The organism is Pseudomonas sp. ok272 (assembly GCF_900109995.1).
GTDB lineage: Bacteria > Pseudomonadota > Gammaproteobacteria > Pseudomonadales > Pseudomonadaceae > Aquipseudomonas.
In genome coordinates, this window is sequence record NZ_FOCB01000009.1 from 72,601 (window position 1) to 84,524 (window position 11,924).

Annotated in this window: 13 protein-coding genes; 12 read left to right on the forward strand and 1 reads right to left on the reverse strand. The window is 60.0% G+C overall.

Annotated elements, in window-relative coordinates; translation table 11 throughout:
* Positions 1–357: 357 nt before the first annotated feature.
* The 10 genes from BMW74_RS14520 to BMW74_RS14565 all read left to right on the forward strand — a co-directional run bounded on the left by BMW74_RS14520 (position 358) and on the right by BMW74_RS14565 (position 9,269).
* Positions 358–879: a fimbrial protein gene (locus tag BMW74_RS14520; protein WP_093421791.1), complete on the forward strand. Its 522-nt coding sequence runs from the start codon at positions 358–360 to the stop codon at positions 877–879.
* Between the two features lie 51 nt (positions 880–930).
* On the forward strand, positions 931–1,491 hold the full coding sequence (locus BMW74_RS14525) for a fimbrial protein (RefSeq protein WP_093421796.1): 561 nt from the start codon (positions 931–933) through the stop codon (positions 1,489–1,491).
* Positions 1,492–1,510: 19 nt separating this feature from the next.
* Positions 1,511–4,114, forward strand: coding sequence for an outer membrane usher protein (locus tag BMW74_RS14530; protein WP_175479226.1), 2,604 nt, complete (start codon positions 1,511–1,513; stop codon positions 4,112–4,114).
* The gene (locus BMW74_RS14535) at positions 4,111–4,872 is read left to right on the forward strand and encodes a fimbria/pilus periplasmic chaperone (protein ID WP_093421806.1); all 762 of its coding nucleotides are present in this window, start codon (positions 4,111–4,113) and stop codon (positions 4,870–4,872) included. Before BMW74_RS14530 ends, BMW74_RS14535 begins: the two co-directional genes overlap by 4 nt.
* Before the next feature lie 21 nt (positions 4,873–4,893).
* Positions 4,894–5,475, forward strand: coding sequence for a fimbrial protein (locus BMW74_RS14540; RefSeq protein ID WP_093421810.1), 582 nt, complete (start codon positions 4,894–4,896; stop codon positions 5,473–5,475).
* Between the two features lie 10 nt (positions 5,476–5,485).
* Entirely contained in the window at positions 5,486–5,980 is a 495-nt protein-coding gene (locus BMW74_RS14545; RefSeq protein ID WP_093421813.1) for a fimbrial protein, read from the forward strand.
* A 13-nt stretch (positions 5,981–5,993) separates the two neighbouring features.
* Complete coding sequence (locus BMW74_RS14550) at positions 5,994–6,473, forward strand: fimbrial protein (RefSeq protein ID WP_093421817.1); 480 nt, start codon at positions 5,994–5,996, stop codon at positions 6,471–6,473.
* Between the two features lie 11 nt (positions 6,474–6,484).
* Positions 6,485–7,033, forward strand: a complete 549-nt coding sequence (locus BMW74_RS14555) for a fimbrial protein (RefSeq protein ID WP_093421821.1) — start codon at positions 6,485–6,487, stop codon at positions 7,031–7,033.
* A 127-nt stretch (positions 7,034–7,160) separates the two neighbouring features.
* A complete protein-coding gene (locus BMW74_RS14560; RefSeq protein WP_093421824.1) occupies positions 7,161–8,114 on the forward strand; it encodes a fimbrial protein in 954 nt (317 codons plus the stop codon).
* Positions 8,115–8,309: 195 nt separating this feature from the next.
* Positions 8,310–9,269: a DMT family transporter gene (locus BMW74_RS14565; RefSeq protein ID WP_093421827.1), complete on the forward strand. Its 960-nt coding sequence runs from the start codon at positions 8,310–8,312 to the stop codon at positions 9,267–9,269.
* A 210-nt stretch (positions 9,270–9,479) separates the two neighbouring features.
* Here the strand turns inward: BMW74_RS14565 and BMW74_RS14570 are convergent, their stop codons facing one another.
* The gene (locus BMW74_RS14570; protein WP_093421830.1) at positions 9,480–10,874 is read right to left on the reverse strand and encodes a class II fumarate hydratase; all 1,395 of its coding nucleotides are present in this window, start codon (positions 10,872–10,874) and stop codon (positions 9,480–9,482) included.
* A 194-nt stretch (positions 10,875–11,068) separates the two neighbouring features.
* Between BMW74_RS14570 and BMW74_RS14575 the strand changes: the two genes are divergently transcribed.
* On the forward strand, positions 11,069–11,590 hold the full coding sequence (locus BMW74_RS14575) for a DUF2059 domain-containing protein (protein ID WP_093421833.1): 522 nt from the start codon (positions 11,069–11,071) through the stop codon (positions 11,588–11,590).
* Between the two features lie 12 nt (positions 11,591–11,602).
* Positions 11,603–11,902: a BolA family protein gene (locus BMW74_RS14580; RefSeq protein ID WP_093421838.1), complete on the forward strand. Its 300-nt coding sequence runs from the start codon at positions 11,603–11,605 to the stop codon at positions 11,900–11,902.
* Positions 11,903–11,924: the final 22 nt, after the last annotated feature.

The following is an 11,924-nucleotide window of genomic DNA, read 5'->3' on the forward strand; positions in this document are numbered from 1 at the left end:
TTTAGTGTATGTAGTCTTAGTCTTACGGACGTATTTTTGTCTAAACTATTCTCATTAAAGTGCGTGTAGTCTAATTCCTTCAGTCTGTTTTAGTTTGTTGGCAGATTGCCATTGTTTTCCTATCTGTCTTGATATGACAAGACTACTTCATTAAACGAAAAGGATGGCTTACTTGAACAAGTGAGGCGTAGACACTTGCCTGGCGTTGGACGAACTCCTGACTTGCAATGCAACTAGTTGGAAAGGTGAGGCAGGGGCAGTCGGCTGATGGCATTGAACTACCGCTTGTTTAATAAGTCCTGCAGCCTCGCTGCGCCAGGGCTCCTTTAATGAAGTTTGTTATGTGGGAATCTGTGAATGAATACCAACGTTAAAACTATGCTGTTGTCGCTCGGACTGCTGATGGGTTCGATTTCCGTTGCTCAGGCGGCAGATGGAACGGTGACGTTTTTGGGCTCGGTCCACTCGGGCGCTTGCTCGATTAAACCGGACTCCGTGGACCAGACCATTCACTTGGGGGCGATCGCGAAACAACAGTTGGAATCGGGTGGCAAGTCGGAAGCCCGCCGTGTGCTAGTCGAACTTGAAGGCTGCAATTTGTCCGACCTCACGGATAACACGGTAAACGCGACTTTCACGGGCGCGCCGTCGAGCGTGGTACCTGGCGCACTGGGCACCGTCGGCAGTGCCGGCGGCGTGGGCATCATGATGACCCATGGCGGTGACCTGATTAAGTTGGGTGTCGCTACGGCCCCGCAGATCATTGTCGCCGGTGATAACACACTGGAGTTCGGTGCCTATGTGCAGGGTGCCGCGACCGGCCCGATCGTCCCCGGTGATTTCAGCGCAATCACCAACTTCACCTTGGCTTATCAGTAAGTTTTTCCCCCGCCACTGAGTGTGGCGGGGGGAAACAGGCGGGGGATACAGGTGAAAACATTCATAAGTCTCGCTGTCGCCTCTTCTTTGACGATGTTCATCAGTCCAGGTGTTGTTGCGCAGGCGTCTGCGCAAGGCGATGGGCTCGTCACGCTGGGGGGAGAGGTGGTTGATTCAGCCTGCGGGCTGGAACTGGCCAGTGCCGATCAAACCATCGAGATGCCTCCCGAACCGTTGGGCCGGATTGTGCGAAACGCCAGGGGCGAACCACACCCCTTTGAGCTGCGCTTGATCAATTGTTCATTGACGCGCCCAGACCCGTTGCGCCCGGGCGCAAGCCTGCCTGATTGGGAGCATCTGCGTGTGACGTTTGATGGCCCCAGGGATAGAGAGGGGCGCTCGTTTGCGGTCTTTGGCGGCTCGCAGGGGGTGGCTCTGCATATTGTGGATTCTGCCGGCGAGGAGAGTGTGCCGGGTGAACGGATGAACCCGAGGCCGTTGGCTGAGGGCGATATGACGCTGCATTACACACTTCGCTTGGTTGGCAACGGACTGCCGATGATCGTTGGATCCCACAGTGCCGCGGTGCGGTTCAAGTTGGAATACTTTTGAACATTGATGGGCTGCTTTCATGTTGAAGACGTTGAAGGTCAAAAATACGCTGCGACCCAGCCTCCTTGGCGGGTTGATATCACTGGCAGGCACTGCGATGGGGGCCGGGGATATCGAGTTCAATACCGATGTTCTTGATCTGAGTGATCGCACCAATATCGACTTGTCTCGGTTTGCGCGCAGCGGGTTTATCCTGCCTGGCACTTACTCGATGGTCGTGCAGATCAATACCCAGCCTATTGCTGAGCAATCGGTGGCGTTCTATCCCCCCGATGATGATCCCAAAGGCAGTCAGGCCTGTTTGTCGCCCGGTCTTGTCGAGCAGTTGGGTCTGAAGAGGTCCGAAGCCGGCACACTCACGTGGTGGAACGGCGGGCAGTGCCTGGAGGTGCAGAGCTTGCCGGGTATGGAGGTCAGAGGTGATCTGGCCACCTCCACGCTGAACATCAACCTGCCTCAAGCCTATCTTGAATACAGCGCCGCTAACTGGGATCCGCCTTCGCGCTGGGATGAGGGGGTGCCGGGGCTGTTGATTGACTACAACCTGACGGCGCAATCGAACTATCAACGCAATGACAGGGCCCGCAACAACCTCAGTGGTAACGGAACGCTCGGGGCCAATGCCGGGGCCTGGCGCCTGAGGGGCGATTGGCAGGGGCGTGTGGAGAATCGTCGCGAGGGGGCGTCCGACTATCAAAAGCTGGAATGGAGTCGTTACTACGCTTATCGCGCCATTCCGGCGCTGAAGGCGCGCTTGGTGGTGGGTGAGGATTACCTGTATTCGGACTTGTTTGACAGCTTCCGTTTTACCGGGGTGGGGCTCAAGTCGGATGAAAACCAATTGCCCCCCAACTTGCGTGGTTACGCTCCGGAAGTGGTTGGGGTGGCCAAAACCAATGCCAAGGTGGTTATCAGCCAACAGGGCCGTGTGCTGTATGAAACCCTGGTGGCAGCGGGGCCGTTTCGTATTCAGGACCTTCAGGATGCGGTGACGGGGACGCTGGATGTGCGGGTGGAAGAACAGGACGGTTCGGTCCACCACTTCCAGATCGATACGGCAGGCGTTCCTTACCTGACGCGGCCAGGGCAAGTTCGCTACAAGCTGGCGGCTGGGCGACCGTCCAATCTTCAGTACGGTGCAGAGGGCGATTTTTTCGGGACCGGAGAGTTCTCCTGGGGCGTCGACAATGGTTGGTCGCTGTTTGGTGGCGGCATAACGGATAACAACTACCAGGCGTTATCCGTTGGGGCAGGGCGGGACTTGCTGATGTTCGGGGCCCTCTCGTTGGATGTTACCCAATCTCACGCAAACGTTTGGAACGAGACGCTCTCGGGTAAATCCTACCGCCTTCAATACTCCAAGCACTTTGAACAGTATGACAGCCAAGTCACCTTCGCCGGTTATCGGTTTTCCGAGAGGGGCTTTCTGAGCATGAGTGAGTACCTGGATGCTCGTCATTACGGCTTGAATGGCGAACTCGGCGGACGCGGGGAATACCACGAAGGCGGTGACAATTGGAAACCGATTGGCGCAAGTAAGGCACTTTATACGGCGACCGTTAACAAGCAGTTTCGTGATGCAGGGGCGACCGTCTACGCCAGTTACAACAAACAAACCTATTGGGATCGACCGGACACTCAGCGTTGGAACGTGTCGGTGTCGCGTTACTTCAATGTGGGCACGGTCAAAAACATGAGCATGTCCTTGAACATGTACCGCAACCAGGAATACCACTATCGGGACAACGGCCTGTCGCTGACGGTCAGTCTGCCGTTGGGGCGCAGCGGCACGCTGTCGTTGGATGGTAGTCGCGCCGCCGGCAGTAACACGTTTTCAACGCGCTACAGTGATCGCCTCGATGAGCGTAACAACTACCAACTCAGTGCCAGCGATAACGCCGTCAGTGGTTATCTGAGCCATAGGGGTGACCAGGCTGACATTGATGTCAGCGCCAGTCAGCAAGAAGGCAGTTACAGCAGCCTCGGTGTGTCGGCGCGCGGTGGCGGCACGCTCACGCCTTACGGTGCGGCACTGCATCGGACCCATGGCACCGGCGGCACCCGTCTGATGGTCGATACCGGTGGTGTGCCCGATGTGCCGGTGCGGGGCTACGGCTCACCGACCCGCAGTAACGCCTTCGGCAAGGCCGTTATCGCCGATATCAGCAGCTACCAGCGGACGGCCGCCAGTGTCGATCTGGAGCGTTTGCCGAGCAATGTCGAAGCGACGCAATCCGTCACGCAACTGACGCTGACCGAAGGGGCGATTGGCTATCGCTCACTGGAAGTGATTGCCGGTGAGAAGGCCATGGCGGTGCTGCGCCTGCCGGATGGCAGTTCACCGCCCTTCGGCGCGACGGTGAAGAACATCAAGCAACAGGACACCGGGATTGTGAACGACGACGGCAATGTTTACCTGAGCGGTATCAAGGCGGGCGAGCAGATGATCGTCAGTTGGGCCGGTGATGAGCAATGCGTCCTCACACTTCCCGGCACGTTACCGGCGGATGGCTTGACGGATGCCCTGCACCTGCACTGCCAGAGCCTCGCCACTGTTCACGCGTTACCTGAGCCGGCCACGCTGCCCGGCAAGCACACCGATACGGAGAACTTATCCTCATGATGTTGAACACGCGTCTCACCCCCCAGGCGTTCGCGCTGCTGGCTCTAGGCTTGAGCCAGGGGGCCACTGCCGCTGTCGGCCTGGATCGTACCCGAGTGATTTTCGATGGAGGCAAAGAGGCCACCAGCGTGAACATCACCAATAACAATACCCAGCTGCCGTATTTGGCCCAGGGCTGGATTGAGGATGAAGCGGGTAAAAAGATTTCCACGCCATTGATTGTGCTGCCGCCGGTCCAACGCTTGGAGCCCGGGAAACAAAGTCAGCTGAAAGTTCAGGCGTTGCCGGCGGCCAAGTTGTTACCGCAGGACCGAGAGACGGTCTACTACTTCAACTTGAGGGAGATCCCGCCGCGCAGCGATAAGTCCAACACCCTGCAAATCGCACTGCAGACCCGGATTAAGTTGTTCTACCGACCGCAAGCCATTACCCCAAGCCAGCAGGACTTTTCCAACCCGTGGCAAGAAAAGCTGACCCTGACCCGCGAAGGCGACCGTTATCAGGTGCACAACCCGACGCCCTACTACGTGACGCTGGTGGATGCGCGCAGCAGCAAGGACGGCAAAACCGTGCAGGGCTTCGAGCCGCTGATGGTCCCGCCCAAAGGCATGCTGACCTTGGGGCCGACTGCCAAGGCACTCGGTACAACACCCTACTTGGCCTATGTGAATGATTACGGCGGGCGTCCGTTGCTGGCCTTCACCTGCAGTGGCGACACGTGCCAAGTGAACGCGCAAGCATCACCGCCTAAGCCGTAGCGCCTGCCGGGGGAGAACGTCATGAAATCGCAAACTGTGAAGGTCCTGGGCGGCCTGTTACTGGCCTTGGTGGGGAGCGCTCACGCCCAGGCCGAGGAGGATGTCGAGGGCATGGTAGGGCTGCTGAATATTACCGGGGCCATGCATGAGATCCCGTGCAGCCTGGAAATGACATCGCTCCACCAAACGATTGACTTGGGTGTCGTCTCGGCCAGCCAGTTGCAGCGGCCCGGCGACCAGGCGAGCGCCATGCCCTTTCAACTGCGGTTTACCGATTGCCAGCGCACTGCCGGCAGCATCCGCAGTGAGCGTACGGGCAACCTGACATGGAGTGCCCATCAACCGGTGCTGTCGGTCGCGTTTATCGCACCGGCCGATGCCGATGACCCACGCCTGGTCAAAGTGCAAGGCATCACCGGGATGGGCCTGCGCTTGACGGATGCGCTGGGGCGGGATGTACAGCTGGGTTCAAGGGGCGAGCCATTGTTTTTGGCCGTGGGCAGCAACACGCAGACGTGGAATGTCCAGCCGACACGCACCTTGGCGCCGTTGACCAGCGGGGTGTTTCGCGCCGTCGTCGATTTCAGGCTCAATTATGAGTAAGGGCAGAGTAATGGCTAAGGCAACCGGCCCATGGGCCTTTCTTATCGGTGGCGGCCTGTTGTGGGCCGTCAGCCAGGGTGTGCAGGCAGAGGTCAGTCTGATCCTGCGTGCGGTCATCGTCGCGCCGCCGCCGTGTGTCATTAACGGCGGCACTACGCTCGATGTGCCGTTTGGGGCTGACCTGCTGACGTCACGGGTTGACGGGGTCAATTATCGTCGGGATGTGCCTTACACCGTCACCTGCAGCGCCCCGTTCAGTAATGCGATGACGCTGGAACTCAAGGGGCCAGGGGCGTCGTTTGATAGCCGCGTGCTCTTGACCCGCAAGCCGGATCTCGGGGTCAAGCTGTTCGTGAATGGCGCCGACTGGCCGCTGAATACGGCGGTGAATTTTACCTACCCCAACTTTCCAGTGGTGCAGGCGGTGCCTGTCAAACGCGTGGGCAGCAGGCTGACGGGTGGGGCGTTCGATGCCGCCGCGACCCTGGTGGTCGAATACCAATGAAGAGGAACGATCAATGACAGGTTGGCAGCAGCGAGCGTTGCTCGCCTTGTGTTCCATCGGTCTGTGCAGTGGCGCGTCAGCCAATCTGACGTTCAGTGGAACGCTCAATGAGCCACCCCCTTGCACGATTGATGCTGGGAATACGATTGAAGTCGATTTTGGGGATGTCGGGGTAAAACGCGTCGATGGCGTGAAGTACCGCAGGGGCGTCGGGTACGCCATCAACTGTGGTACCGACACGCTCCCGTGGCTACTGAAGTTGAGTGTCAACGGTACGTCAACGGTGTTTGATGGCGCCGCGGTGCAAACCAGTGTGCCGGAGCTGGGCATTCGGATCTTTCAGAACAATGCGCCGTTTCAACTCAATACGCCGCTGGATATCACGCTGTCGTCGCCGCCGAGACTGGAGGTGGTCCCCGTCAAACGGCCAGGAGCAATGCTGGCGCCCGCAAGGTTTACGGCGGTGGCTACGCTGTTGGCCGAATACGAGTAGGAGCTGAGTCCATGCGACAAGAAATCGTTCATCGGTGTTGGTCCTGTGTCGGGCTGATATTTCTGCTCACCTTCGGCCTGATGCCCAAAGGGCACGCGGCGGACAACCTGAGCTTCAAGGGCAACCTGGTTGAGCAGGCCTGCACGATTCGCCCTGGCGACGAGGCCATCACGCTGGAGCTTTGGGACCTGAGCAGCAAGCATCTCTACATCAACACCCGTTCACGGGGGAAGGGCTTCAGGCTGCACCTGGACGACTGTAATACCACGGTCGGCAACACGGTCACGATCATGTTCGGCGGCAGGGAAAACCTGGCGCTGCCCGGATTGCTCGCGCTGGATGGTGGCAGTGGTGCCTCAGGTATTGGGGTGGGTATCGAGACCCTGAGCGATAAGCCATTGCCCCTGAATGCCGTCAGCGACGAGCAGGTGTTGAGCACGGGCAACAACGTGATCGAGCTCAAGGCCTATGTGCAAGGTGAGCCGAACGCCATCCGGGATCAAACCATAGGGCACGGCCCGTACACGGTGACCTCTACGTTTACGCTGGACTACCCGTAGCGGTGCACCGTCATTCATAGGCTGAAACCAGCCTCGGACAAACCTCAAACCTCCCCTGCGCGGCGTTAACACACGGACCGAGTGTTCGTGGGGCTGTGCCTGGGCGCAGGTGCAACGAGAGATCAAAATGAAACGACTATATGGAGCCGCTGTGCTGCTTGCCCTGACTGCTGTGACGACGACCGCGCAGGCCGTCGATTGTCGGGTCAATGGAGGTGAATGGGCGCGCGTCACTCACCTGACTGTACCGGTGAGTGTACGGCTCGATGAAGATCGCGTGAGGATTCTACTGGAGGGGGCTCGGCTTGAATGTCGATTCACTGCTGGAGCGGGTCCCGCTTGGGGGGCGGATTATTGGTCAACCGGGAATAGCTCAGGAGCTCCCTGGACGCCCGGTCCCAAGTTTGTCGGCGAACGGGCTGGTTTGCGAATCAATGGCTCTTTCCAGAACGTCCCGGTCCCGGTGGGCATAAGGGTGGCCACGATGCCTAACAACGGGATCGGTTACCCGATCGATATCACACCTTATATTTTGCTGCGCAACGATCCGTCTAACCCGATCAATGTTCGAATAGGCGACAGCCTTGGCCTCTTGCGTCTCACCAGTTCGAACAACTACGACGCCACTCGGCCGGAACTCACGGTCACGTACACCGCTGCTAACAACTTCGAAGTCTCCCCGTCTACCTGCACGATCAACAATAACAACCCGATCAACATAGACTTCGGCACCGTACACCAGAGGGCAATAGGCACCGATCCGCTGACAACGACCGTGCGCACCGACCGCCGACTGACCTACACATGCCCGGACCCCGGGATAACCACGCCGATCACCATTAGCTATCGAGGTATCGCGTCGTCATTCGATACACGCCTGCTGATGATGACGAGCCCGGACGTGGGCACCGCGCTTGTTCGTGCGGGCTCTGCGGTGCAAGTGGGCGGCTCGTTCCTGACCCGCATCACCAACAGCGTAGGCGGCGACGACGTGACGTTTTCCCTCGTTCGGCGAGCGGGGTCCCTGCCGACCCCCGGGACCATCAGCGGGAGCGGGGTACTGGTGATGGGCGTGCCGTGATCCACTAACACGGTAGGGCTGAAGCCACCCCGGATGAGCGTTTACGAGGGGCTCGAAGGCCGGCGCCGGGCACGCCGCTCACGCGTGCCCGGTAAAATACCGAGGGCCGTTCACCGCGTGGCAACGATCTTTACCCAAAACGCACCGCATCCCCCTAGAATGCCCGCTCCTTCACCTCTGGTTTTTGGGGCGCTCATGCACATCTCTTCCGGCCGCTGGGTCTATGGCTTATCCCTGACCCTGCTGACCGCGCTGCTCTGGGGCATTCTGCCGATCAAGCTCAAACAGGTACTGCAGGTGATGGACCCGATCACCGTGACCTGGTTTCGCCTGATGGTGTCCGGCTTGTGCCTGTTCATCTACCTGGCCGCTGTCAAACGCTTGCCCAGTCCGAAAGCCCTCGGCCGGCGCGGTGGCTGGCTGGTGGCGATGGCGGTGTGCGGGCTGCTCGGCAACTACGTGTTGTACCTGGTCGGGCTGAAGATGTTGAGCCCCGGTACCGCGCAATTGGTGGTGCAGATGGGGCCGATCTTCTTGATTATCGCCAGTGTGTTCCTGTTCAAGGAGCGTTTCAGTCTGGGGCAGGGCATGGGCATGGTGGTGCTGATCATTGGCTTTGCCTTGTTCTTCAACCAGCGGCTGACGGAACTGTTGACCTCCCTGGGCACCTACACCGCCGGGGTCCTGACGATTCTGCTCGCCACCACCATCTGGGTGTTCTACGCCCTGGGCCAGAAGCAATTGCTGACGGTGTGGAATTCGTTGCAGGTGATGATGGTGATTTACCTGTCCTGCGCGCTTTTGCTGTTGCCTTGGGTGCATCCCATGGAGGCGCTGCAACTGAGCCCGTTGCAAGGCTGGCTGTTGCTGGCCTGCTGTTTCAATACGCTGATTGCCTATGGCGCGTTTGCCGAGGCGCTGGCCCATTGGGAGGCGTCGCGGGTCAGTGCGACCCTGGCGATTACCCCACTGGTGACGTTCGTGGCGGTGGCGATTGCCGCCTGGTTGTGGCCCGACTATGTGCACGCCGAGCAGATCAACGGCCTGGGTTATGGTGGCGCGGTCCTGGTGGTGCTGGGCTCGGCGTCGGTGGCGCTGGCACCGTCGTTGATCGCTGGGCTCAAGGCTCGGCGGGCGCGGGTGGTGTCTGGCTGAGGATGGAGGGGCGTGCCCTAATGCCAGTCAGTTAAGCGAAACCCACGTGGGAGCGAGCCTGCTCGCGATAGCAGTAGGTCAGTCAACGGAGATGTTGGCTGTGTTGCCGTCTTCGCGAGCAGGCTCGCTCCCACAGGTTTGACGCCTTAACTGACTGGCATTAAGGCTTGCCCGCGAAGACGGTCTACCAGGCGCCAAATTACCTCAGGCTCAACCCTTGCCCCCCGCCTCCAGCATATTTTCCGGCCGCACCCACGCATCGAACTGCGCATCCGTCAGGTACCCCAACTGCAATGCCGCCTCGCGCAGGGTCAACCCTTCGCTGTAGGCCTTCTTGGCGATCTCGGCTGACTTGTCGTAGCCGATGTGCGGGTTCAGCGCCGTCACCAGCATCAGGCCGCGCTCCAGGTGCGCGGCCATTTGCCCGGCATCCGGCTCCAACCCGGCGATGCAGTGCTGCTGGAAGTTGCTGCAGCCGTCGGCCAGCAGGCGAATCGATTGCAGCAGGTTGTGGATGATCACCGGCTTGAACACGTTCAATTGCAGGTGTCCTTGGCTGGCGGCAAAGCCGATCGCCACGTCGTTGCCCAGCACCTGGCAGGCCAGCATCGACAGGGCCTCGCATTGGGTCGGGTTGACCTTGCCGGGCATGATCGAGCTGCCGGGCTCGTTGGCCGGCAACTTGACCTCGGCGAAGCCGGCACGCGGGCCGGAGCCGAGCAGGCGCAGGTCGTTGGCGATCTTCATCAGCGTCACGGCCAGGGTTTTCAGGGCCCCGGACAGACTGGTCAGCGGTTCATGGCCGGCCAGTGCGGCGAACTTGTTGGGCGCCGTGACGAACGGCAGGCCGGACAGGGCGGCGAGTTCGGCGGCAATCGCTTCGCCAAAGCCATGGGGGGAATTGAGCCCGGTGCCCACGGCCGTGCCACCCTGGGCCAGTTCGCAGACCGCTGGCAGGGCGTTGCGGATCGCCCGCTCGGCGTAGTCGAGTTGGGCGATGAAAGCCGAGACTTCCTGGCCGAAGGTAATGGGGGTGGCGTCCATCATGTGGGTGCGCCCGGTCTTCACCAGCTTCATATGGCGTGCCGCCAGTTCGGCCAGCCCGCCTGACAGCTCGTTGATCGCCGGCAGCAGGTGGTGCTGCACCGCCTGGACGGTGGCAATGTGCATGGCGGTGGGGAAGCAGTCATTGGAGCTTTGCGAGCGATTGACGTGATCGTTGGGGTGCACGGGCACCTTGCCGCCACGGGGGTTGCCGGCCAGTTCGTTGGCGCGTCCGGCAATCACTTCGTTGGCGTTCATGTTGCTCTGGGTGCCGCTACCGGTCTGCCAGACCACCAGGGGGAATTGGTCGTCGTGATCGCCGGCCAGCACTTCGTCGGCGGCCTGTTCGATCAACCGGGCGATGTCGGCGGGCAGGTCGCCGTTGCGGCTGTTGACCCGGGCCGCGGCTTTCTTGATCAGGGCCAGCGCGTGAAGCACCGCCAGCGGCATGTGTTCGGTGCCGATGGCGAAGTTGATCAACGAGCGTTGTGTCTGCGCGCCCCAGTAGGCTTGATCCGGGACTTCGACCGGACCAAGGCTGTCTGTTTCAATACGGCTCATGGGTCACATTCCTTCAGGGCTGAGAGCAAAGTTTAGGTCGTGATTGTCGGCTGGGGTTCCATCAGTCGCTTTTTCTACCGTTCATGCCTTGCCAATCAAGCGGGATCAGGCGTAGGGGTTGAGCCCCCGAGTTTTTTAGGTGCAGAATGGCCCCCCTTGGGGTTTTACCTCGCCAGATTGAAAAAGGAAACTCGATGACCCGTCTTCGCGCCATCTGTACCGCAGTTGCTCTGGTGTGTGCCAGCGGCCAGGTTCTTGCCGACACCGCCAGCCACAACGCCAGTGCCGAGACCTTCCTGACCCTGGCGCACGCTGACAAGCTGGGCACCCCGGTGTACATGCAAGTGCAGCAAATGTTTGCCCAGCGCTTCGAGCAAACCAAGGCCCCTGAATCCAAGCGTGCCCTGCTGGAAACCTACCAGGCCAAGGCCAACGCCGCGCTGGACCAGGCCATTGGCTGGAACAAGCTCAAGCCCGATATGGTCAAGCTGTACACCAGCAACTTCAGCGAGTCCGAGCTCAAGGACCTGGTCGCGTTCTACCAGTCGCCACTGGGCAAGAAGGTCCTGGAAAAAATGCCTCAGCTGACCCAGCAATCGGCCCAACTGACCCAGGCCAAGCTGGAAAGCGCAGTGCCTGTGGTCAACAAGCTGCTGGCCGACATGACCAGCGAGCTTGAGCCGAAAGCCGCGACCCCAGCCAAGAAAAAGCCTTAAGCGGAGCCCGCAATGAGCATGCAACAACGTATTGAGTCGGTGCTGGAGGCCTTGCACCCGGCGCATCTGGCGGTGCTGGATGAAAGCCACATGCACAGCCGTGGGTTGCAGACCCACTTCAAGGCCGTGGTGGTCAGCGAGCAGTTCGCCGGGCTCAATAGCGTCAAGCGCCACCAGAAGGTCTACGCGACCCTGGGTGAGCTGATGGGGGAGTTCCACGCATTGGCGCTGCACACCTACACGCCTGAAGAGTGGGCCAAGACCGGCGCGGCACCTGCCTCGCCGACCTGTGCCGGCGGTAGCAAGCATTAAGCCTGGGTTTTTTGCTAGAATC

Bases quoted from the DNA above. Each gene is read 5' to 3' on its own strand.
- BMW74_RS14520 (WP_093421791.1), top strand. From the start codon at position 358: ATGAATACCAACGTTAAAACTATGCTGTTGTCGCTCGGACTGCTGATG.
- BMW74_RS14530 (WP_175479226.1), top strand. From the start codon at position 1,511: ATGTTGAAGACGTTGAAGGTCAAAAATACGCTGCGACCCAGCCTCCTT.
- BMW74_RS14535 (WP_093421806.1), top strand. From the start codon at position 4,111: ATGATGTTGAACACGCGTCTCACCCCCCAGGCGTTCGCGCTGCTGGCT.
- BMW74_RS14540 (WP_093421810.1), top strand. From the start codon at position 4,894: ATGAAATCGCAAACTGTGAAGGTCCTGGGCGGCCTGTTACTGGCCTTG.
- BMW74_RS14545 (WP_093421813.1), top strand. From the start codon at position 5,486: ATGGCTAAGGCAACCGGCCCATGGGCCTTTCTTATCGGTGGCGGCCTG.
- BMW74_RS14550 (WP_093421817.1), top strand. From the start codon at position 5,994: ATGACAGGTTGGCAGCAGCGAGCGTTGCTCGCCTTGTGTTCCATCGGT.
- BMW74_RS14555 (WP_093421821.1), top strand. From the start codon at position 6,485: ATGCGACAAGAAATCGTTCATCGGTGTTGGTCCTGTGTCGGGCTGATA.
- BMW74_RS14560 (WP_093421824.1), top strand. From the start codon at position 7,161: ATGAAACGACTATATGGAGCCGCTGTGCTGCTTGCCCTGACTGCTGTG.
- BMW74_RS14565 (WP_093421827.1), top strand. From the start codon at position 8,310: ATGCACATCTCTTCCGGCCGCTGGGTCTATGGCTTATCCCTGACCCTG.
- BMW74_RS14570 (WP_093421830.1), bottom strand. From the start codon at position 10,874: ATGAGCCGTATTGAAACAGACAGCCTTGGTCCGGTCGAAGTCCCGGAT.
- BMW74_RS14575 (WP_093421833.1), top strand. From the start codon at position 11,069: ATGACCCGTCTTCGCGCCATCTGTACCGCAGTTGCTCTGGTGTGTGCC.
- BMW74_RS14580 (WP_093421838.1), top strand. From the start codon at position 11,603: ATGAGCATGCAACAACGTATTGAGTCGGTGCTGGAGGCCTTGCACCCG.